Below are 20,893 nucleotides of genomic sequence, written 5' to 3' on the forward strand. Positions count from 1 at the left end.
TTTTCTCCTAAAATTTATTTTTTACTTTGAACTGTTACTGTTGCTTCATGATCCAAGGATTTTATCATTGTAGAGTAATACTTCTCAGCTGACTCCTTTAATAATTTTTTATTGTCCTTTATAAAATCTTGTTGTTCCTTATTTGAAAAACCTTCTGAAACAGCCTCACCAGTATCTATGTCTTTAGTCGAATAACTAAGAATCCCTCCACTAGTATCGTAGAGTGTATAAGGTTTATTTTTATCTAATTCAACACCAATAACTTCAAATTTAGGTAATGTAACTTGATAATTATGATTACCATTATCTTTAATGGTTACATCATTCTTAATACCGAATTTTGCCGTATAATTTAGAATAATGAGTGCTTTCTTTTCTGAACCAGGTATTACAAAATTACTACCAAATAACTTTGTATTATTTTCTATTGACTTAATTTTTTGAATAGATGCATTGAGTAAAACTAACTCACTGACCTTTTCCAAAGATTTTACATTTACTATGGTTTCTGTCTTTGGTTTTTGATTATCAGATGACCCACTCCCTTCATATACGCTAAGAAAAATGAATCCTACGACAATCACTAATAAAATCGCTAAAATACCATATATTATCTTTTTCATACTTTTTCCCTATTAACTCATTTCTTCAAAAACAACTGGATTAACAATCCTGCAATTACAATACCAGCTGCAATTAGGGGGTTCAACATCGCTATTCCTGCAAGAACTAAAATAGCTAAAATCCATAAAACTACCTTTATCATCTTATCTCCTTTAAAATACGAATACCATAATCTCACCTAAATTTAATTTTCTGTAAACATTATATATATATATATACGTTGTCAACGTTTTCTTGAAAATAGAATATATTTTTAACTATTTATCAGATTATTATAATTTAAATAATTTTATCTCATTTTATATTTAAGAATAAATATACAAGACTTTCCGCTGTGAGAAAGGTGATAGAAGCACTATTGCTTCTATCACTCGGAAGATTTGAGACTTAGGCTCAAATCTTAGGAATGAAATTCCGTTAGGAAGTCGCCTCCGTCCGTAGCACCCAAGGAAAGCCTTAAATAAAAAAGAAAAAAACAGAGATGTCTACTAACATCTCTGCTTCATTAATCGGATTGGGAGGTCCTATGCTTTTTATTTAGCATCTTTTTCTTTGATAACCAAGACACCATCTTCCATATCAGCTTCTAGGTGTTTAGCATCAAGGTTATCCAAGTGGAAGTCTGTGACTTTATCACGGATCTGTTGCTCAACCACACGACGGAGTGGACGAACACCCATGACTTCATCGTAGCCTTCTTCAGTCATATATTCTTTAGCAGCTTCGCTAACTGCCAAGTCGATTTCTTTCTTAGAAAGGGTCTTATTGACATCTACCAACATCAAATCAACAATCTTAGAAAGGTTTTCCTTGCTCAAGTGTGAGAATTCAATCACAGCATTGAAACGGTTCAAGAATTCTGGACGGAAGTAAGGTTTCAAGCGATCCAAGAGTTCTGGTTTTTCCGCATCTTCTGTCAAGTTAGCTTCATAACCAAAGCCAGCGTTTGAAGTTGCGATAATGACAGTGTTCTTGAAGTTTACAGTGTTACCTTGACCATCAGTCAAACGACCATCGTCCAAAACTTGGAGGAGAAGGGTGATGACTTGAGGGTCTGCCTTTTCAATTTCATCAAGAAGGATGATTGAATAAGGGTTACGACGAACACGTTCTGTCAAGGTATTGCTATTATCATCATAACCAACATAACCAGCTGTTGTACCAATCAATTTAGAAACGGCTGTGCGGTCACTGTATTCTGACATGTCCAAACGGATGATAGCATCTTTGGTACCGAACATATCAAGAGCCAATTGTTTAGCCAACTCAGTTTTACCAACACCAGTTGGTCCTACAAAGAGGAAGCTACCAATTGGGCGGTTACCTTCGTCGAATCCTGCACGGTTACGACGGATGGCACGCGCTACTGCTTCAACGGCCTTATCTTGACCGATAACCTTAGTTTGCAAACGGTTACCCATATCTTTCAAACGTTCGATATCAGTTGCACCCATTTGAGATACTGGAATACCAGTCATACGTTCTACAGATTCAGCCACATCATTTACAGTCGCAGTCACCTTGTGATCTTCTGCATGGTTAGCAATTTTCTTTTCAAGTTTTTCAATACGAACCTTAGCATTTAGGGCTGCTTCGTAATCTTCTTTAGCGGCTGCGGCTTCTTGTTTAGCTTTTTCTTCTTCGATTTCACGTTCAACTGCATTGACATCAGTTACTGGATGTTGTGCTGCCAAGTGAGCTGCTGTCACGTCCACAAGGTCAATAGCCTTATCTGGCAAGCTACGTTGTGGAATGTATTGTACTGAGAAATCAACCGCTGCTTTCAAGACATCATCTGGCAAGATGACATTGTGGTGTTTTTCATAAAGATCACGGATACCTTGGAGAATCTTGAAAGTATCTTCAGCAGAAGGAGCATTGACCTTAACTTCGTTGAAACGACGAGCTAGGGCAGCGTTCTTCAAGATAGTGTTACGGTATTCATCTTGAGTTGTTGCACCAATCACTGTCAATTCACCACGTGAAAGGGCTGGTTTCAAGATATCAGCAAGACCTTTAGATCCTTGACCATCGCCAGTGCTTCCGGCACCAAGAATTTGGTGGATTTCATCGAAGAAGAGGATAATGTTTCCAGCTTCTTTGACTTCGTTTACCAAGTTTTGAATGTTTTCTTCAAAACTACCACGGTATTGAGTACCAGCTTCAAGTCCAGAAATATCAATTGAAATGATTTCTTTATTCTTGATGGCAGCTGGGACATCACCATTAACGATGGCTTGTGCCAAACCTTCAACTACAGCTGTTTTACCAACACCAGCATCCCCGACAAGGACTGGGTTATTCTTGGTACGACGAGCCAAGATTTCGCAAGCTTCTTGGATTTCTTTGTTACGTCCAATAACAGGATCCAATTTACCTTCACGAGCTTCTTCAGTCAAGTTACGACCAAGCTTAGCAAGGATACCATCTTGTTTAGGTCCTTTGGCTTGTTGTTGAGTTGGGTTCACTGCTTCACCTTCATTACCAGGCAATTGACCTGTTTGACGGTAAATCGCAAATTCTTCAGGTGTCACTTCACGACCGTTAATCATGTAGCGACGGTTTTCTGAACGGTAACCACCCATGTTACCCATCAATTGATTGAAAAGATCATCCATATTATTAAAGTTGTTGTTCATATAATTACCTCATACTGTGTTTTCTTGTGATTTTTTAAGTGTTATTTTTTAGTTCATGTGTAAATTTTGACTTTTACTGACCAAAACCCTAAAAATTTTTAGTAGCCTCAACTACTCTTCTAATAATTTCAGGTTTTGCTCTTGGTAGAAGACTGAGAACTTTCACAGTCTTGAATAAATTATCATTTAGCATAAGAGCCACCTTCTTTCTGTGAATCTCTCAAAATAGCTAACTTCCAAGCTTCTTTTAGAAAGAAACTTGTAGATTAAGGAAACCTTTTTCCTTATAGCTTTATCATATACCTTTCATCTGCTTGGGTCAAGAATTTAGTTTTGACTTTTACTGACCTTTTTAATGAAAATTTAAGCAGACAAGCTGCAATCTTTTCATATCGGTATATGGACTGTTTTGACAGCCTTCATAAGGATTTCATTTCCTTATGTTTATATTGTACAATATTGGTCAGTATTAGTCAATATCTTTTTTGACTTTTTTTGACCTTTATTGTAAATATTTTTGCAGGCAAGCTATAATTACCTTTTTACAAGGATTTAGGCTAGTCCTGCAATCTCATAAGGAAGCTATTCCTTATGAGATTATAATACACCATTAGTCAGTAAAGGTCAATAGTTTTGTTTGACCTTTTTGAGAAAAGTTTACAAAAAGTAAAAAAGCCTACCATAGGTAGACCTAATAATGATCTTTAAAAGATAGAAAGGCGACGCTCTTACCATCAACCATATAAATTAAACGATTTTCAGCATCAATTCTTCGGGACCAAGCTCCTTGAAAGTCATACTTCAAGGGTTCTGGCTTACCAATACCTGAAAAAGGATCCCGTTGAATATCTTTAATGAGCTTATTAATTCGCTTAAGTGTCTTTCTATCCTGATTTTGCCAATAGCAGTAATCTGTCCATGCGTCTTCAGTGAAAGTGAGTAACATTTTCTACTCCTTTAGTGCATGTTCTTGAATCTCTCCAGCACGTACCTGAGCCATTCCTCTTAAAACCTTGTCTGAAAGTTCTTTATTTTGAACAATCCGCAATGTTTCTTGAATGCTATCCCACTCACTCTTTGAAACCACTACAATATCTTCACCAGGATTTTTATTGACTACAGCTAGAGGTTCAAATTCATCATTAACCTTTTTCATATAATCCTTCAAATGATTTCGAAACGTTGAATAGACGACTGCTTCCATTAGCATACCTCATTTTCCTCTTTTCTTTTATTATATACCAAAAGGATAAACTTGTCAGGAACTTGTACAACTTTATCCTTTCTATTACATTTATTCGAAAAAAGATTAAAAAAGCCTACCAGGGGTAGACCTTCTATAAAGCTATTTTACTCTAATTGGTACGCGTCCCCAGTTTTGTTGAGAAAGCTCGGCATTACCTAATTGATAAACCTGATCCGCTTGTTGTGTAAGCAGATCCCAAGGCTCCCTTCCAATACGAGCCACTACATCCACAGACTTTTTCACAGATTTGAGATGAGACTGCCCTTTTTGAGAAAATCCAAGCACATGAATGGATTCAGGCAGAGGGTTGTCCACAGCTCCGACCAGGATATAGGTCAAAATACGACGTACACGAGCCTTTGTATAGCGTTTGGTTGCTACCTTATCCACTAGTTCCTCCACAGAAGAAACCTCATGAATAGCAGCTTTTAAACGACTGGCAATCTCTTCATTCACCTGGAAAACACTGGTCAAATCAGGGTTTGTAATAATCTGATAAACCAGCAATTGGAAATAATTATCCCAAGAAACCTGTGGAGAAGTCTGAAAAAGTTTGCTATTGGGCATGAACTTATCCACAAAATCACTATCTTGCTTATGGAGACGAAGACTGGTTGCTGAGGCGAAAGATACTTCCTTGTTTGAGGAATGATAGCCAGCCCCTTGTCTCTGGATAGGATTCAGCTCTGTGCCCTTACCAGCACAAGCTTTGGCATAGGCTAATCCTAGGATATGGTTGGGGGTATTGCCAGCAAAGGCTACACCAGCAAACTTTTCCCACATTTTTTGCGTCTTCTGTGGATAAGACAAATCACTAGGCAAACTTTCCACAAAGGCTTTCATTTCCTCGGACTTTTCAGCATAGACATCTGCTATTGCCTGGTAATCTAGGACTTCTTCCGTGCCAAAAGTAAGACTATCAATCCCCAGTCGAGATAAGATATCGACGGCCCCAGCAGCAAAATAATCGGCAGACTGGACTGCCGTCAAGAAAGGCAACTCAACCACAAGATCTGCCCCATTTTCCAAAGCCATCTGAGCCCTAGTCCACTTATCCACAATAGCTGGCTCGCCTCGCTGGACAAAATTCCCGGACATGGCAACGATTTTCACGCCTTCAGCCTGATCAAAGAGATACTTGTGACCGTTATGAAAAGGATTGAACTCAGCAATAATACCTGTAACTGTCATAGGCTCTTATTTTTGGGCCACAAAGAACCAACGTGCACTAGTTTCAGTCGGTTCCTTGTCCTCGAAATCAGCGTAAAGTTTGAAGGATTTGAAGCCAGCCTGCTCCAGCAGAATGTCATAAGTCAAGACCTCATAGGTGCGTTCCTCATGGACCTCATCATGACGGCTAAAGCTCCCATCTTCCTCTTGAACAAAGAAAGTTAATTCATGGACAATAGAATGCGGAGCCGCATCCTCATAGGTATCCCAGAGCATAGCGAAATCCTCAGCATTTTCATGGTAGGAATAGCCAGGGAAAACCTCATCCGTTTGATAGGTTGAGTGCACATCAAAGATAAAGACGCCATCCTCATTCAGTGCATTGTAAACCTCTTTGAAGACATCCCCAACCTCTACTTCGTCCTGCATATAGCAGATTGAGTCCGAATAACAGGTCACAAAATCATACTTGCCAGCTTGCGATAAATCCAACATGTTGCCTTCAATAAAGTCGATTTTCTGTTTGGCAGAAGACGCACGCTTATCCGCAATCTTCAACATATCAGCACTCAAATCAAGTCCAGTGACATCAAATCCAGCTTGAGAAAAACGTACAGATTGAATCCCAGTTCCACAAGCCAATTCAAGCAATTTCTTTTTGTCCTTAGTCTTTGGCAAATGACGGAGGGAGAAATCCGTCCACAAATCGTAAAGACTATCATCCATAACAGCGTCGTAGACCGCCGCAAAAGTTTCATAAGTAGCCATAATGATGATACCAAGTCCGTCCGTAATCGGAATGAAAATTAGGAGCTTGGACTTGGAGGAATCTCCAAGACAAAGCTGTCTATTTTCCGACGATTACAGGACGGGTTCAATTCCTTTCTAAGATACAAAGAGCGTCAAAAGCACAGAGAAAATTTATCTTTTTCTCACAGCTTTTAGCTCGTGTTCAGTTGAAAAATTAACTAAACACGAGGCCCTATCCTTTCTATTCTATAATGAGTCCGTCCGTAATCGGAATGAAAATTAGGGGGAGTGAGACAGAACGAGTTTTCTTAAAAAGATCGTTCGTTGTCTCACCCCCGCAAGGCTGATTAGGTACTCTTCCGAGCTTAAAAAGCGAATGAAGAGTCCAATCAGCTACTGCGCCAAATAATAAATTTTAATATTGATAATTTGACATAGAGCTGTCTATTTTCCGACGATTACAGGACGGGTTCAAATCCTTTCTAAGATACAAAGAGCGTCAAAAGCACAGAGAAAATAGGAAAATTTCTGCCGTATCGTCAGATAAAAGGAAGTTTATCTTTTCTCTTAGCTTTTAGCTCGTGTTCAGTTAATAAACCAACCAAACACAAGGCTCCATTCTTCCTATTAAATCTTTAGTTTAACCAACAAAACCCAGTTGTCACCAACTGAGTTCAATTTTTATGCCAAATAAGCTGACACATCCACCATTGGTGCTTCATGCCAGAGTTTTTCAAGGTTATAGTGAGCACGCTCGTCTTCTGTAAAGATGTGAACAACGACGTCGTTAAGATCCAAAAGAATCCATCCGCCCTTGTTGTCTCCTTCCACGTGACTAGCGTCCACACCAGCTGCTTTCACTTTCTCACGGATGTTGTCGGCAATAGCTTCCAACTGACGGCTGTTCATGGCACTCAAAATAACAAAGTAATCTGTTAGGCTTGTGAGGCCATACAAATCAAGGGCAGCGATGTCTTCAGCTCGCTTTTCATCAGCAGCTTTGACAACCAATTCAAGTAATTCTTCTTTAGTCAATAGTATTTCTCCAGTAATTAATTATTAATCTTTCAAGCAATGCACAAAAGCGTTATAGGTTTCCAAGGTTTGTGGGAAAATCGGTAGAGCTTGGTGGGCCAAGTGTTCTACCGTATGGACTGTTTCAAAAGCAACGGCCTTGTCCAAGGATTGCTCTGCTACTTGTCTAGCTTCCTCTACCAAAGGAAAATTACGGTTATGCTCAATATAATCAGCCACATAGACAATCTTATCTAGGGTTGACATTTCATGGCTTCCGACGGTATGGATCTCAATACTACGCAGAATCTCAGCATCTGTCAAACCCAAATCTTCTTGAATTTTATAAATCCCTACCATGCCATGCCAGACATTATTTCCCCATTTTTTCAATTCAGGGTCAAGCTCGTACTTATCGATAAGATTCAAGAATTCTTGATCTGGAAGCTCTTTGGCATAGTCGTGTAAAAGACCAGCCAAACCAGCTTTTTCAGTATCGTAGCCATTCTTTTCAGCAAGATGAATCGCAGCTCGCTCGACACCCAAAACATGATTGAAGCGTTTAGGACTCATCACGGGTTGCACTTTTTCAAGAAGTGCTTGACGAGAATAGTCCAAGTATTTTTCATAGGTCATTTATAAAGTCCTACTTTCTTGATATAGGCGAGTACAGATTGAGGCACCATAAAGTTAGGTGTACGATCTTTCTTGATATAATCACGAACAGCGCTTGAACTGATATCCATCAAAGGAACATCAACCCAGATGACGGGATAAGACGTTCCTGCCTTATACTTAGGACGTTGAACACCCACAAATTGCACCATCTCAATAAGTTCGTCAATGCGATGCCATTTTGGTAGGTATTCGACCATATCCGCTCCAATAATAAAGTAATAATCCGTATCAGGATTAGCCTCTGTCAAAAGCTTCATGGTGTCATAAGTATAACTGATTCCCTTGCGGTCCAACTCGATGGTTTCAATATCCAAACCCTCGATACCGTTAATAGCCAACATAAGCATATTAAGGCGATGTTGTTCATCAATAGTCTCTTTTTTATCGACATGAGGTGGCTCAAACTCAGGCATGAGAAGAACTTCGTCAAGACCTAACTGCTGACGCACCTGGTCCGCAACAACCAAGTGAGCATTGTGAACAGGATTGAAATTTCCACCTAAAATTCCCACCTGCTTACGGCCAGTATCTTTGATTTCTTCTTCTAGTTGAACCTTTGTAAATGGGGTTACGAGATCCAGTGCCATGTACGCCTCCTCTTTTTCAAGCATTATACAACTGACTTAAGGCTAGCTGATGCTTCAAAAGTGTTCCTATACCTTAGTTTATCCTTCACCAAGCAAAGTCAGCAACTATTTTTGGATAGCTTTGACCTTTGGTGACAACTTACGATTTTCTTTTTTAGCTGACTCTTTATAGAGAATCAAGATACGTCCAATCTTAAGAACTGTATCACAGCCAATTTCTTCTTCCAAGATTTCAGCAACCTCATGAATATCTTCCATAGTGTTTTGGAGTAGGGTTACTTTGATCAATTCACGGGCATCAAGGGCGTTGCGAACGCTAGTTTTGATATGGTCGTTAAGACCGTTTTTCCCGATTTGTACAATAGGTTTAAGTGTGTGTGCTTCCGATTTGAGGAAGGCACGTTGTTTTGATGTTAATGACATGTTTATTCCTTTTAACTACTTAATTAAGTTTAAATAATCGCTTTTCGTACGGCAACGCCAACACCTTCTGGTGCCCAAGCAGCAACGATGGTTGGTTGGTCAGCTTTTCCTTGGACACGGATCCATCCTAATCCTGAGAAGACAATGTCTGTCTTATCTTTGACAGTGAACTCGTGACGGACAAGTTTCGGAAAATCGGCAAGATCCTTTGGCCCAGGAGGCATGAGGAGACTTCCAACATGCTTATCATAGAAGGCATCTGCGCCTTCTAGTTTGGTACGATGAAGCTTTAGATTATTGTCAAAGAAGGCTGTAAATCCTTGTTTATCTCCATCAATAAAGTCAAAGCGTCCTAGTCCACCTAGGAATAGGGTTTGTCCTGCATTTAACTGGTAAGTTTTTGGCTTAATTTCCTTCTTAGGACTAACGTACTTGAGATCCTTCGCTGACAGATAGTGTGCCATCTGGTGTCGGTGAATAATTCCTGGTGTATCAAAAATATAGCTACCGTCATCCAATGGGATTTCAATCTTATCAAGGGTCGTTCCTGGAAAACGAGAGGTTGTGATAACATCTTTATCACCAGTAATTTCTTTGATAATGGCATTAATTAAGGTTGATTTACCAACATTCGTCACACCAACAACATAGACATCACGACCCTTACGGAGTTTTTCAATACGTTGAATTAGCTCTTTAATGGCGTGGTGATTTTGAGCAGATGTCAACATGACATCCACCGGACGCATACCTTCTTCGTGGGCACGTTCTGTCAACCATTGGGTTACCTTACCATCTTTTACGGATTTAGGTAGGATATCCTTTTTATTTCCAACCAAGAGCACATCATTACCCGAAACAAAGCGTGATAAGCCTGGTATGATTGATCCATTAAAATCAAAAATATCAACGACATTGACAACGAGGGCATCACTATCACCAACTTCATGAAGCAATTTTAAAAATTCATCATCTGTGATGTGGACATCCACAATCTCATTGTAATGACGAAGACGGAAACAGCGTTGGCAGTATAACTCACCTGTTTCTTCGGCCTTTTTAATAGAGCTAGCAGGTGTGAAACCTGCTTTTTCTTTATCTTCTGTTTGAATTTGGGCTCCACACCCAATACAAAATAATTCTTCCATTAAATTCCTTTGTTGAAGGTCATTGGACCATATGCTTTTTCAATCTTTTTCCACATGCGACGTTCACGCCAACGGTTAAACTTGGTTACCCAAGCATCTGATTTCACCAAAGGCTTAACCAAAATCGATCGAATGCCAGCTCTGTGGCTAGCTCTGATGTCAGTCATTAGCTGGTCTCCCACCATAACGACCTCGTCTCGATTAAAGTGGTAACGCTCAATCGCTTCATTAATACCTTTAGTGAAAGGCTTCATGGCACGACTCACGAAATCCACATGGAAATTGGCAACCGCACGTTCAACACGTTCATATTTATTGTTAGAGACCACAACTACCGGAATATCAGCCTCTGTCATCTCATCCAACCAAGCACGTAGCTCAGGAGTCCCATCAGGGTTGTTCCAAGCAATCAAGGTATTGTCCAAATCGACCAAGACAGCACGAATACCGTGTTCACGTAGTTGGTCAGGTTTCAAATCATAAACAGCCTCCACCATAAAATGGGGCCTGTAATCGTCTATAGTCATTTTCTCTCCAAAATGTTAGTTTACCTCTTATTCTACCATATTTTTAAGGTTTATGTGTGGGACTTAAGTCCTATTTTTAAGAACAGCCCATACAATAAAGAAAGAGAGCCAGCAATCACTGAACTCTCTCCTTATCTTTGAATTTTTTCTTGTTTTTTAAGGGCAACTAAATTCTTAAGCGATATGATGATAACAGCAAGAACAATTAAAAACATTCCAAGCACATCAATGGCAAAGAAGTGGTCACCCATGATTAAGATCGTTAAAATGACTGATGCCACAGGTTCTACCTATGCCAGAAGACTTCCTTTTACAGCACCAACCATGGTTGTTCCCTTGAGGAAAACTGTATAAGCAAAAACTGTCCCGATGAAGACCAACCCAAAAAGTGCTAAAAGATTGCCACCAGTCAAGGGTAACTCATACTTCCAGGCTTGGATAGCAATTGGAAAAATCAGACCACCGAGTAACATTCCTAGACCGATGACAATCAGACTGCCCCACTTTTCAATAGCTTTAGCAGGTAGTAAGATATAGAGTGCATAGGTTACTGCCGAGAAGAGGCCCCAGAACAAGCCAATAGGTGTGATAGCCAACTCTGTCACCTGACCATGCGTGGCGATAATAAAGGTTCCCGCAATAGCCATGATAATCGCCACTAACTCTGAGACCGTTGGAAATCTGCGGTTCTTTGCACACACAAAAGCCAGAATAAGGACTGGCGTGACATACTGTAAGACTGTCGCAGTTCCAGCGTTGGTGTACTGAATAGCACTGAGATAGGCATACTGATTCAAGACCAGACCAAAGAGAGCAAATAAGGCGATACTTACTAAGGTTTTCCTATCTTTAATGGCTTGTACTAATTTGTCTCGCTGCCTAAAAAAGACCGAAGCCGTTAGTAAAGTACCAGCCAGAATCAAACGTAAACTCGTCAAAAGATTGACATTAACCCCATGAGCCATCAGGTATTGACCAGAAACCCCTGAGACTCCCCAAGCGATCCCAGCAGTTATGACCATCAGACTACCTTTTAGCGTCTTTGACATAGTCGCCTCCCAAATCTATTTGTTTCTGTTATTGTAACACAAAAAGGGCGAAACAAAACGGTTTCGACCTTTATCTATTCATTCGACCTTTACAAGCTTATTCTGGTTCAACCAAGATCTTAATTTGAGATTTATCTTGCGTTAATTCAACAAATCCTTCTTCAACGATATTTTCCAATTTAATTTTCTTAGTAACCAATTTATCAGCAGGGAAGTAGCCTTGTTCCATCAATTCCAAAACTTTAGGGAAGATGTGACGGTAGGCAATAATTCCTTTGAGAGATTTTTCTTGGATGGCAAATTCATTTGGATTAATGCTGGCTTCACGTTCCCAGATAGATACGACCATACATTCTCCAGCTTTATGAACAGCTGCAAGGGCTTGGCCTAAGACAACTGGAACCCCAGTAACTTCATAAGAAACGTCTACTCCACCACCTGTCAAACGATGGATAGCTTCTACGACTGTTTCCCCTTCTTCTGGGCGAACTACGATTGCCCCCAATTCTTCTGCTTTGGCTTGACGTTCAGGAGACAATTCAACCGCATAGATTTTTGATGCGCCTGCTGCACGAAGGGCTTCAACAATCAAGAGACCAATTGGTCCCAATCCAAAGATGACTGCTGTGTCCCCAGCTTTCAATGCAGATTGACGAACTGCATAAACAGCAACAGCAGCAGGTTCTGTAAGAGCGGCTTGTTCATAGCTCAAGCTATCTGGAATCACATGGACAAGATCACCGTCAAGGACACAATATTTGGCAAAACCACCATCTGCAGCGAGACCGACGAAGTTCAAGTTTGGATCGAGGTTATAATCACCAATCAAATTGTGCTCTGCAAGAATTGGTTCGATAGTGACACGATCACCAACTTTAACACGAGTGACATCACTTCCAACTTCCACAATTTCACCAGAGAATTCATGTCCCAAAGTAACCGGTGCTTTTTGACCAGAATAAACATGTTCTTCAGTTGGAATGAAGATTGGTCCATCCAAATATTCATGCAAGTCAGTACCACAGATTCCCGTAAACTTGACCGCTACTTTTACTTGATGAGGTTGTACTTCAGGTACTTCCACTTCTTCGATACGAACGTCTTTCGCTGCATGCCAGCGAGCTGCTTTCATTGTAGCCATTTGATAATCTCCTTGTTTTCACGTTTTTTGTTTTCTTTTCAGGAAACCTTATATTTCAAATTGTAAACGTTTTCTTTTTACTTGTCAAGGAAAAACTGGACAAAAGAGATTAAAGAAGCACCTATAAGATACTTCCCTAATCTCAGAATTATATACGTTATTTCTTTTTGATTCGAGACACCTCTAGCCACCAACCGACAATCCAACCAAGGACTAAAAGATAATTTTCAAGAGCACCTATGGCGTTGACTGAGTGATGATGTTGAAGATAGCTAAGGAAATGATTGGTCCCAATTCCAAGGCCTCCAATAATCAAAGCTATCAGTGCAGCTCTCAGATAAAACCAATCGTACTTGAAGTTTACGGCAATCAGGATGACAAGGACTGCCACATTCCAAATACCAATCTCCCTCTGCCAACCAACTGAAATACCATACCCCGAGTGACTTCCCATATAGGTTGGGAAGAATAGCTGAAAAATAATAGCACCAGTCATGGCTAGGATGACAAGGATAAATAGGACTCTTAAGAATTTGTTCATGGGGTTGCTCCTACTTAATAGATGTTTTATTGAATACCATTAGTATAACAAAAAAGACCTTAACAAAGTTAAGATCTTTAATCATAAATTAAGCTTCTTGTTCTTCTTTCAACAATTTCTTATCGTAAACACGAATGAATGGGAAGTAAACAAGGAAGGCGGCAACTGCACAGACAAGAGCAACTAAGACAGCACGGAGATCTGCTGTTCCTAAGAAGGCTCCGATTCCCACTGGGGTTGGCCATGGAACTTGTGCAATAACAGGATTAATCAAATGCAATGCATTAACAAAGTAATAAATAGTAGCTGTAACCATTGGAGCTAAGATAAATGGAATCGCTAATGCTGGATTATAGATAATTGGCAAACCAAAAATCAAAGGTTCATTAATGTTGAACAATGCTGGAACAACTGAGGCACGTCCAATCGCTTTAAGTTGCTCTGACTTAGCAGCAAAAGCAATGTAGAGACACAGACCAAGAGTTGCACCTGATCCACCAGCGATAACAAACATGTTAGAGAACTCACCAGCTACAGCATAGTGTCCTCCAGCAGCATTTTCTGCCATATTAGCAAGTGCGATAGGGTTAACGAAAGCAAAGATAATATTAGCACCATGAATCCCTACAATCCAGAGGAGTTGAGTTAAAAGATAAATAATCATTAATCCAATCCATGAGTTAGTTAGGTTAGCAACAAACCCAAATGGAATAGCAATAACTTTAAAGATGTCAGTTCCCAACGCCACGAGTGCACCGTTAATAAAGATAACTACAAATGCAACGACGAATCCTGGAATCAAAGCTGTAAATCCGCGAGAAACCCCTTCTGGAACAGCTTCAGGCATTTTAATAACCCAATTACGTTTTACACATGTACGATAAATAAGAACTGTCACAATAGCCATGATAATAGCTGTGAAAATACCAGTAGTACCAAAACGAGTAACGCCATTGCCCATTGCCCAACCGTCAACAACGACTGCACCTTCTTTAAGGCTACCTACAGCTTTCATCATTCCACCGTCAAAAATGATTTGTGGAACTGTCATAATGAACGCCATGAGCGCAAGAAGAGCACCGTTAAGAGGATTCATATTTAGTTCTTCTTCTTCTGCATAGATTTTAGTTAACTCATAAGCAAGTGAGAGAACAAAGTAAAGAGAGAGGGAACCCATAGTAGCATAGTTAGCAACCATGTATAGAGAAGTAAACTTATCAAATGAAGCTGAGAAAATATCAGCTACAATTGGCCAGAATGAGAAAGCTTGTGGCAGAATACTAAATACCAAGAACATTGACCCAACAATAGTAAATGGTACAGCTGCCATACCTGCTGCCGTGATTGCACGTACAACTTTAAACTGGGCAAGTTTTCCCATTGGTCCCATGACATGATTTTCAAGGAAACCAAATAATCCGTTTTGTTGATCCATAATCGGACCTCCTTAATAATAATTATATATATTTCAATAGCAATCCTTTTAAAAGTTGTTATAAGGTTATAGAACTCTTTTCTAACTGGATAAAGCGTTGATAAGCCTTATCTTTACGTTCATATATTTCTTGAATTCTTTTAAGATTTAGCAAGCAAAGGCCTAAACCTAGTAAAAGAATAACAAAAACGAAGAAACGTGCAGCTTGATTATTTTCAAAAATTGGGAAAAGAGTTGTAAACAGACTTGTCCAAGTTAGAACAAGTAGTCCCACCTGAATAACAGCTTGCGAGCGAACAAACATCTGAGTCACTTTCAAACGTTCATCACGCTTGCCATACAATCGAAACTGCTCAACAGTAGCCAAAATCGCTAATACAATTAACGTAATAGGGAGAACAATAACAAAAGAAGGACGAATAAATTGATTCAAAAGCCAATAAATATTGCCAAAAAAGAAGAGTGCTATTGTATAACGTAGAAGAAGGTAGCGATTAAAGAAAGTATTTTTTAATGCTGTCTCCCGACGTTGACGCTCGATTTCTAGTTGTTCTTTTTTTGTCATTGTCTTCCTCCTTGTTTAACTATATCTATTCAGCCAACCTTTCTATGAAGAACTAGCATTTCTTTTGCCACTTCCAATAGAGTCATTGTGGTCATTAAATGGTCTTGAGCATGGACCATGATAATTTCAATCTTAATTTCTACACCACTTGCATAGTCTTGCAAAAGTTTTGTTTGTGCATGGTGTGCTTCTAAAATTTCTTCATTTGAATGGTCTAACTTAGCTTCTGCTTCGTCAAAGCGACCTTCTCGCATATCAGCAAACGCTTCATGAATTTCTGTTCTAGCAGTACCTGAATGAAGAATAATTTCAAAGGCTGCAACCTGTAGTTCTTCTTGATTCATACGAACCTCCTATGTTATTTTTTCGAATATTGTAATAAACTCATCAAAATCCTTGCAATTAATTAATTGCTTTTGTAAGTCATCATTTTCTGTTAAGGAAACTATTTTCTTCGTCACATCCTTCAATCCATCATTTCCATATAATGATGGTGATAAAAGAAAAACAAGTTGAATATGTGAGCTTTGACTATCCCAAGATACAGATTCTTGACAGATAGCAACCGAGACTTTAACTTCTTTCCCCAAAGGTCTAATGGGATGTGGAACCGCGACTCTTTTGGAAAAAACAACAGAACTTAATGCCTCACGCTGTTTTATTTCATAAAGTAGGGACTGTTTAAAGTCCGCTGGTTCACCGACAGACAGAGCTTCAACCATTTCTTCTAATAGGCGTGATTTGTCGCACTTCGACCACACGAAGAAATTGTCTTGGCTAAAGTACTTTTTAAAATTATCGTCTTTAATCCGAGCTACTTCTGAACGTTTCCTAATTTTCGAGACTTGCATCTGATTCATAGCATGACGAATCTGAGATATTTCCTCGGATTTAAGAAAGACACTCACCGTAAAAACTGGTATCTGAAAGTAAAGGTTTGATAAATCAACAGCAGATACAATAAAATCAATACCGTCTATTTTTTCTTGGTTCAACTCATAGTAACCTATGACATCAACCACCTCTATACGATTCCCAAGCTCAGATTCAAGACGATTTCTAAGCATTTGAGCAGCCCCAAATCCTGTCGCACAAATCGCCAATACTGAAAATTTATGGTTTTCTTTTCGACGTTCGAGAGCAGCCAAGAAATGAAGACAGACATAAACTATTTCATCATCAGATATAGTAGCCTGTGAAAAAGCTTCCATATTTGCAAGAATCTCCTTAGTCATGAAGAAGACGTCACTATAATTCTGTTTAACCTCATCTACCAATGGATTACTAAGATTAATATGACTGGCTAAACGTACTTGTAAGGTCATCAAATGAGTTATAAGACTCTCAACAAGTTGAAAATCTGAGGAAAAGTGGTATATATCGTCTAATCCTAAGGTTTCAAAACTTTGTACCAACGAGTCTCTCAGTGCCTCTTTAGAAAACTCTGTTTGGTTGTTTTGGGGTAACTGACTTTTAGCTAACAGATGTAGGGTAATATAATCGATTTCTTGAACTGGAAATTCTTGATTGGTTACCTTACTAACTCTTGAAAGAATCCTCTTAGCAACCCGACGTTCGATGTCGTTATCTGCCATCTGACAATCTAAGTTACTAATTTCAAAACCAGACTTGATACGACCTATTGCTAAAGCTATATGAACAACTAAATTTTGTAAAACAAAATCCGATAACTTCAGATTAGCTTCCTGACATTCTTCTAAAACAATCTTTGCCAACTCCTCTAATGGAAGATTTTGGTCAAAAAAATTTGACTTCACATAAGTATGCAATGCTTTAAAAAACTGATTTTCCAAGAAATAACTCATAATAAAGCGACGTTTGTCACGTTCTTCACCAGAAACATAGACACCTTTATTCGCTCTACTCTCTATAGTTAAGCTATAATCAGCTAGCATCTGGCGAATCTTTTTAAAATCATTAGATAAAGTTGATCGACTAACATATAGTTCCTCAACTAAATCATCAAAAAGAACTGGAACCTGTTCAAACAAGAGCTTATTTAAAATGAAGGCTAGACGATCATCACCTTGAGACATAGACGTTTTTGTACTATAATCGTTGCCTAATTCATAGATTAGACGAAAGGTTTGGCAAACTTCTTGACTTTCAAAAATTAGTCGATAGCCTTGTCCTTGTTTTGACACTAACCTAACACCTTGGAGGTTTAACGTTTGATCAATTGATTTCAAGTGATTACGTACAGTTCTATCCGAACAGGACAAGTATTCAGCAAGTTCCTTACTTGTAACATAACGTTCCCTGTGCTTTAACAAGAATTGAAGGATGCCTTTTTCTCTAGTATTTGACACTCCCATATCCTCCTAAAAATGATATTCTCACCTTCTATTATAGGATATTTTCACACCTTAAATTCTTTTTATTGAGCATAAGTCATATTATGAATCATTTATAATTTAGCTAATAGATAATATTAACTAATACCTATTTTTTGAACTATTTCTTTAATGAAGATTAGATATTTTCTACAATCAAATTAGCCATTTTTTCAATTCCCATTGGGATTGGAATATAGGCTTGAGGTGGAATTTGAACAACTGGTTTTCCGACTTTAGCACCTGCTTCTTCAAACTGTTTAAAATACATTTTTGTTTGAGGACTTACAAGGTACAAATCAAACTCTGATACTGCAATAGCTTTTCCGCCCTCAGTGGCACTAATAGCGTCAACCTCAATATCCTGACCTTTCCCCTTTAGAAACTCAGTTGTTTTCTTCGCCATGAGTGATGAAGACATTCCAGCTGCACAAATAATCAATGCTTTTGCCATAAGATTTTCTCCTTTAATCTAATCCCATCAAATTGATACCTGATTGGGTTATTTCTTATTTACATTTTAATTATAAAGTAAAGCGCTTACAATTACCATTGCTGATTTTTCCTCAACGATACGGAAAATAATTATTTGTACTTCAATTTATAAATCAAAATAATACCAGATAGCAAGAACGAAACACTATTAGCCAAAATCAAAGGTAAGTCACCAATATGAAGACCATGGGCAAGCCACAAAGCAATACCAATAACCTGCATAACATACATCCCTAAGGCAATCGATTCAGTATCTTTTGTTTTTACCACACGCACAACTTGCGGCAAAAAGGCAAATGTTGTTAAAATTGCTGCAATGCTACCAATCATATTTATTCTCCTATGTTTACCAAAGAAGCTGGGAATTCCCCAGCTTCTTTGGTTATTCTACTGTTGCACCATTAGATGCAATAACTTCTTTATACCAATTAAATGATTTTTTCGGTGAGCGTTCATAACTTCCTTGTCCATCGTCATCTTTATCCACATAGATAAATCCGTAACGTTTCCTCATCTCACCGGTACCAGCTGAAACCAGGTCTATACAGCCCCAAGGTGTATATCCCATTAAATCAACACCATCTTCAACTACAGCTTTTTTCATTTCACGAATATGAGCACCTAGATAATCAATTCGATAATCATCATGAACCATGCCATCTGCTTCAACTTGGTCTATAGCACCGAAACCATTTTCAACAATAAATAGTGGCAAATGATAATGATCTGTAAACCAGTTTAATGCATAACGTAATCCCTCTGGGTCAATTTGCCACTCCCACTCAGATGCCTGAACATAATTATTTTTGACTAAATCTTCTGTTTCAAGATAATCGAAATAAGGATTATTCTCACGATGAGAATCGATAGCAAAAGACATATAGTAACTAAATCCAATATAGTCTACCGTGCCTCCAAGTAAATCCTCTTTATCTTGCTCTGTAAAGTCAACTGAGATTCCTTTACGTTCCCAATACTTGAGAATGTGTTCAGGATATTTACCAAAAACATGTACGTCAGTAAAGTAATAACGTTTTTGCATAGCCTTCATGGCCATTAAAATGTCTTTAGGATTACAAGTTGCAGGATAAATAGGACACATCGCAATCATACAACCAATTTGAAAATCTGGATTGATTTCATGGCCAATTTTTACTGCTCGAGCAGAGGCTACTAACTCATAGTGTGCTGCTTGATACATAATAGCTTCTCGGTCGTCACCTTCCTCGTATACAATACCTGAGTTCGTAAATGGTGCAAAATCTTCCTGGTAATTGGCCTGATTATTGATTTCATTGAAGGTCATCCAGTATTTAACTTTATCTTTATAACGTTTGAATACGACTTCTGCAAAGCGAACAAAGAAATCAATCAATTTGCGATTTTTCCACCCACCATATTCTGTAACCAAATGATAAGGCATCTCAAAATGGGATAAAGTAATTACAGGTTCAATTCCATGCTTCAAGCACTCATCAAAAAGATCATCATAAAATTGCAACCCTTCTTCATTGGGCTCTAATTCATCACCCTTTGGGAAAATACGTGTCCAAGCAATTGATGTTCGGAAGCACTTAAATCCCATTTCAGCAAAAAGCGCTATATCTCCTTTGTAACGATGGTAAAAATCTATGGCCTCATGGTTTGGATAATATTTACCTTCCAAAACACCTGGTGTAATTTCACGGGCAACTCCATGGCGACCAGCTGTCATGACATCAGCAACACTGATACCCTTACCACCTTCTTGCCATCCACCTTCAAGTTGATGAGCAGCTACAGCACCACCCCATAAAAATCCATCTTTAAAAGTAGTCATCGTTTTTCCTCCTGACTTTGATACTTCTATTATAAACTCCATAAATAACAATGAAAACGCATTCTTTTTCCATAATACTACGGAAAGTAATCAGTTATCTTTTGCTTGAAAACGCTTTAGATAAAGAGTATACTATGTCTCATAAGGAGGCAATATTATGAATTTCATACAGTTTTTAATTGCTTTTGCTGGACTTGTTGTTGGAGTTAGTGCTGTTGCTATACTCTTCTGGTACTTAAGTAAGACTTTGAAGAAAAACGTCATTGTACGTAATGGTAACATCTTTACTATTGTTCAACTTAAGGAACTAGATCAATATCCTAATTTACTTAAGAATATCGATTTCAATAAAATGGGAAACTGGACAGCTCATGATAATGGACGTGAATTCCGAGGTACTGCTAATGTCTCTAAGGAAACACTTCGCCAATGGATAATTGATAAATATCATTTAAAAGCTCATCAAGTTATTGTCACTGTTCCTGAAGAAATGAAGGTTGCTTCAGCTCTTCCTCATTTCTAAAGTCACTTAGTCTTTTTCAAAAACTCCTAACGAGTCGATGAACTGCACCCCAAAAGTTAGACAGAAAAAATCTAACTTTTGAGGTGTTTTTATTATGAAATTAACTTATGAGGACAAGATTCAGATATATATACTGAGAAAACAGGGGAGAAGCTTCAAAGAGCT

At 38.6% G+C, this 20,893-nt stretch carries 23 protein-coding genes and 1 pseudogene; 1 reads left to right on the plus strand and 23 read right to left on the minus strand.

Annotation, left to right across the window (positions count from 1 at the left end; all coding sequences use genetic code 11):
- Positions 1-14: 14 nt before the first annotated feature.
- The 23 genes and pseudogenes from PCY14_RS01070 to PCY14_RS01180 form a co-directional block, all read right to left on the minus strand.
- Positions 15-623, minus strand: a complete 609-nt coding sequence (locus PCY14_RS01070) for a DUF4230 domain-containing protein (protein WP_060933653.1) — start codon at positions 621-623, stop codon at positions 15-17.
- Positions 624-640: 17 nt separating this feature from the next.
- The gene (locus PCY14_RS01075) at positions 641-766 is read right to left on the minus strand and encodes a hypothetical protein (protein WP_269139619.1); all 126 of its coding nucleotides are present in this window, start codon (positions 764-766) and stop codon (positions 641-643) included.
- Between the two features lie 391 nt (positions 767-1,157).
- Positions 1,158-3,263 (minus strand): AAA family ATPase, encoded by a 2,106-nt coding sequence (locus PCY14_RS01080; protein WP_021152471.1) that lies wholly within the window; start codon positions 3,261-3,263, stop codon positions 1,158-1,160.
- Between the two features lie 691 nt (positions 3,264-3,954).
- A complete protein-coding gene (locus PCY14_RS01085; protein ID WP_008535398.1) occupies positions 3,955-4,209 on the minus strand; it encodes a Txe/YoeB family addiction module toxin in 255 nt (84 codons plus the stop codon).
- Between the two features lie 3 nt (positions 4,210-4,212).
- Positions 4,213-4,467: a type II toxin-antitoxin system Phd/YefM family antitoxin gene (locus tag PCY14_RS01090; protein ID WP_196757022.1), complete on the minus strand. Its 255-nt coding sequence runs from the start codon at positions 4,465-4,467 to the stop codon at positions 4,213-4,215.
- A 141-nt stretch (positions 4,468-4,608) separates the two neighbouring features.
- Positions 4,609-5,700: a nucleotidyltransferase gene (locus PCY14_RS01095; protein WP_060933654.1), complete on the minus strand. Its 1,092-nt coding sequence runs from the start codon at positions 5,698-5,700 to the stop codon at positions 4,609-4,611.
- Between the two features lie 6 nt (positions 5,701-5,706).
- Positions 5,707-6,447, minus strand: a complete 741-nt coding sequence (locus PCY14_RS01100) for a class I SAM-dependent methyltransferase (protein ID WP_021146362.1) — start codon at positions 6,445-6,447, stop codon at positions 5,707-5,709.
- Positions 6,448-7,110: 663 nt separating this feature from the next.
- Positions 7,111-7,464 (minus strand): ribosome silencing factor, encoded by a 354-nt coding sequence (gene rsfS / locus PCY14_RS01105; RefSeq protein WP_060933656.1) that lies wholly within the window; start codon positions 7,462-7,464, stop codon positions 7,111-7,113.
- Between the two features lie 24 nt (positions 7,465-7,488).
- Entirely contained in the window at positions 7,489-8,079 is a 591-nt protein-coding gene (yqeK, locus tag PCY14_RS01110) for a bis(5'-nucleosyl)-tetraphosphatase (symmetrical) YqeK (protein ID WP_060933657.1), read from the minus strand.
- The gene (locus tag PCY14_RS01115; RefSeq protein ID WP_060933658.1) at positions 8,076-8,708 is read right to left on the minus strand and encodes a nicotinate-nucleotide adenylyltransferase; all 633 of its coding nucleotides are present in this window, start codon (positions 8,706-8,708) and stop codon (positions 8,076-8,078) included. Before PCY14_RS01115 ends, yqeK begins: the two co-directional genes overlap by 4 nt.
- Positions 8,709-8,813: 105 nt before the next feature.
- Positions 8,814-9,131: a ribosome assembly RNA-binding protein YhbY gene (gene yhbY / locus PCY14_RS01120; protein WP_002884193.1), complete on the minus strand. Its 318-nt coding sequence runs from the start codon at positions 9,129-9,131 to the stop codon at positions 8,814-8,816.
- Between the two features lie 29 nt (positions 9,132-9,160).
- Positions 9,161-10,279, minus strand: coding sequence for a ribosome biogenesis GTPase YqeH (gene yqeH / locus PCY14_RS01125; protein WP_060933659.1), 1,119 nt, complete (start codon positions 10,277-10,279; stop codon positions 9,161-9,163).
- A complete protein-coding gene (locus PCY14_RS01130; protein WP_002891674.1) occupies positions 10,279-10,806 on the minus strand; it encodes a YqeG family HAD IIIA-type phosphatase in 528 nt (175 codons plus the stop codon). Before PCY14_RS01130 ends, yqeH begins: the two co-directional genes overlap by 1 nt.
- A 131-nt stretch (positions 10,807-10,937) precedes the next feature.
- A pseudogene (locus PCY14_RS01135) lies at positions 10,938-11,855 on the minus strand (DMT family transporter).
- Between the two features lie 97 nt (positions 11,856-11,952).
- Positions 11,953-12,996, minus strand: coding sequence for a 2,3-butanediol dehydrogenase (locus PCY14_RS01140; protein WP_195950665.1), 1,044 nt, complete (start codon positions 12,994-12,996; stop codon positions 11,953-11,955).
- Positions 12,997-13,153: 157 nt separating this feature from the next.
- A complete protein-coding gene (locus PCY14_RS01145; RefSeq protein ID WP_195950663.1) occupies positions 13,154-13,537 on the minus strand; it encodes a hypothetical protein in 384 nt (127 codons plus the stop codon).
- Positions 13,538-13,625: 88 nt separating this feature from the next.
- Entirely contained in the window at positions 13,626-14,972 is a 1,347-nt protein-coding gene (gene celB, locus PCY14_RS01150) for a PTS cellobiose transporter subunit IIC (protein ID WP_048674742.1), read from the minus strand.
- A 58-nt stretch (positions 14,973-15,030) separates the two neighbouring features.
- Entirely contained in the window at positions 15,031-15,537 is a 507-nt protein-coding gene (locus tag PCY14_RS01155; RefSeq protein ID WP_013991085.1) for a hypothetical protein, read from the minus strand.
- Between the two features lie 29 nt (positions 15,538-15,566).
- Positions 15,567-15,881, minus strand: a complete 315-nt coding sequence (locus tag PCY14_RS01160; protein WP_003096270.1) for a PTS cellobiose transporter subunit IIA — start codon at positions 15,879-15,881, stop codon at positions 15,567-15,569.
- 9 nt (positions 15,882-15,890) lie between these two features.
- Positions 15,891-17,873 (minus strand): transcription antiterminator, encoded by a 1,983-nt coding sequence (locus PCY14_RS01165; protein ID WP_301363069.1) that lies wholly within the window; start codon positions 17,871-17,873, stop codon positions 15,891-15,893.
- Positions 17,874-18,030: 157 nt separating this feature from the next.
- Complete coding sequence (locus PCY14_RS01170; protein ID WP_301363070.1) at positions 18,031-18,345, minus strand: PTS cellobiose transporter subunit IIB; 315 nt, start codon at positions 18,343-18,345, stop codon at positions 18,031-18,033.
- Between the two features lie 131 nt (positions 18,346-18,476).
- The gene (locus PCY14_RS01175) at positions 18,477-18,716 is read right to left on the minus strand and encodes a SemiSWEET transporter (RefSeq protein WP_004183305.1); all 240 of its coding nucleotides are present in this window, start codon (positions 18,714-18,716) and stop codon (positions 18,477-18,479) included.
- Positions 18,717-18,768: 52 nt separating this feature from the next.
- Positions 18,769-20,205 carry a 6-phospho-beta-glucosidase gene (locus PCY14_RS01180; RefSeq protein ID WP_048790338.1) on the minus strand — a complete coding sequence of 479 codons (1,437 nt, stop codon included), beginning with the start codon at positions 20,203-20,205 and terminating at the stop codon, positions 18,769-18,771.
- Positions 20,206-20,362: 157 nt separating this feature from the next.
- Here PCY14_RS01180 and PCY14_RS01185 point away from each other — a divergent pair, with 157 nt between their 5' ends.
- The gene (locus tag PCY14_RS01185; RefSeq protein WP_301363071.1) at positions 20,363-20,728 is read left to right on the plus strand and encodes a hypothetical protein; all 366 of its coding nucleotides are present in this window, start codon (positions 20,363-20,365) and stop codon (positions 20,726-20,728) included.
- Positions 20,729-20,893 lie beyond the last annotated feature (165 nt).

Source organism: Streptococcus sp. SV2, from assembly GCF_030440175.1.
Taxonomy (GTDB): Bacteria; Bacillota; Bacilli; order Lactobacillales; family Streptococcaceae; genus Streptococcus; species Streptococcus raffinosi.

What these genes read in the sequence shown, in the direction of transcription:
- PCY14_RS01070 (WP_060933653.1), bottom strand. Translation starts at nt 623, where the DNA reads ATGAAAAAGATAATATATGGTATTTTAGCGATTTTATTAGTGATTGTC.
- PCY14_RS01075 (WP_269139619.1), bottom strand. Translation starts at nt 766, where the DNA reads ATGATAAAGGTAGTTTTATGGATTTTAGCTATTTTAGTTCTTGCAGGA.
- PCY14_RS01080 (WP_021152471.1), bottom strand. Translation starts at nt 3,263, where the DNA reads ATGAACAACAACTTTAATAATATGGATGATCTTTTCAATCAATTGATG.
- PCY14_RS01085 (WP_008535398.1), bottom strand. Translation starts at nt 4,209, where the DNA reads ATGTTACTCACTTTCACTGAAGACGCATGGACAGATTACTGCTATTGG.
- PCY14_RS01090 (WP_196757022.1), bottom strand. Translation starts at nt 4,467, where the DNA reads ATGGAAGCAGTCGTCTATTCAACGTTTCGAAATCATTTGAAGGATTAT.
- PCY14_RS01095 (WP_060933654.1), bottom strand. Translation starts at nt 5,700, where the DNA reads ATGACAGTTACAGGTATTATTGCTGAGTTCAATCCTTTTCATAACGGT.
- PCY14_RS01100 (WP_021146362.1), bottom strand. Translation starts at nt 6,447, where the DNA reads ATGGCTACTTATGAAACTTTTGCGGCGGTCTACGACGCTGTTATGGAT.
- yqeK (WP_060933657.1), bottom strand. Translation starts at nt 8,079, where the DNA reads ATGACCTATGAAAAATACTTGGACTATTCTCGTCAAGCACTTCTTGAA.
- PCY14_RS01115 (WP_060933658.1), bottom strand. Translation starts at nt 8,708, where the DNA reads ATGGCACTGGATCTCGTAACCCCATTTACAAAGGTTCAACTAGAAGAA.
- yhbY (WP_002884193.1), bottom strand. Translation starts at nt 9,131, where the DNA reads ATGTCATTAACATCAAAACAACGTGCCTTCCTCAAATCGGAAGCACAC.
- yqeH (WP_060933659.1), bottom strand. Translation starts at nt 10,279, where the DNA reads ATGGAAGAATTATTTTGTATTGGGTGTGGAGCCCAAATTCAAACAGAA.
- PCY14_RS01130 (WP_002891674.1), bottom strand. Translation starts at nt 10,806, where the DNA reads ATGACTATAGACGATTACAGGCCCCATTTTATGGTGGAGGCTGTTTAT.
- PCY14_RS01140 (WP_195950665.1), bottom strand. Translation starts at nt 12,996, where the DNA reads ATGGCTACAATGAAAGCAGCTCGCTGGCATGCAGCGAAAGACGTTCGT.
- PCY14_RS01145 (WP_195950663.1), bottom strand. Translation starts at nt 13,537, where the DNA reads ATGAACAAATTCTTAAGAGTCCTATTTATCCTTGTCATCCTAGCCATG.
- celB (WP_048674742.1), bottom strand. Translation starts at nt 14,972, where the DNA reads ATGGATCAACAAAACGGATTATTTGGTTTCCTTGAAAATCATGTCATG.
- PCY14_RS01155 (WP_013991085.1), bottom strand. Translation starts at nt 15,537, where the DNA reads ATGACAAAAAAAGAACAACTAGAAATCGAGCGTCAACGTCGGGAGACA.
- PCY14_RS01160 (WP_003096270.1), bottom strand. Translation starts at nt 15,881, where the DNA reads ATGAATCAAGAAGAACTACAGGTTGCAGCCTTTGAAATTATTCTTCAT.
- PCY14_RS01165 (WP_301363069.1), bottom strand. Translation starts at nt 17,873, where the DNA reads ATGGGAGTGTCAAATACTAGAGAAAAAGGCATCCTTCAATTCTTGTTA.
- PCY14_RS01170 (WP_301363070.1), bottom strand. Translation starts at nt 18,345, where the DNA reads ATGGCAAAAGCATTGATTATTTGTGCAGCTGGAATGTCTTCATCACTC.
- PCY14_RS01175 (WP_004183305.1), bottom strand. Translation starts at nt 18,716, where the DNA reads ATGATTGGTAGCATTGCAGCAATTTTAACAACATTTGCCTTTTTGCCG.
- PCY14_RS01180 (WP_048790338.1), bottom strand. Translation starts at nt 20,205, where the DNA reads ATGACTACTTTTAAAGATGGATTTTTATGGGGTGGTGCTGTAGCTGCT.
- PCY14_RS01185 (WP_301363071.1), top strand. Translation starts at nt 20,363, where the DNA reads ATGAATTTCATACAGTTTTTAATTGCTTTTGCTGGACTTGTTGTTGGA.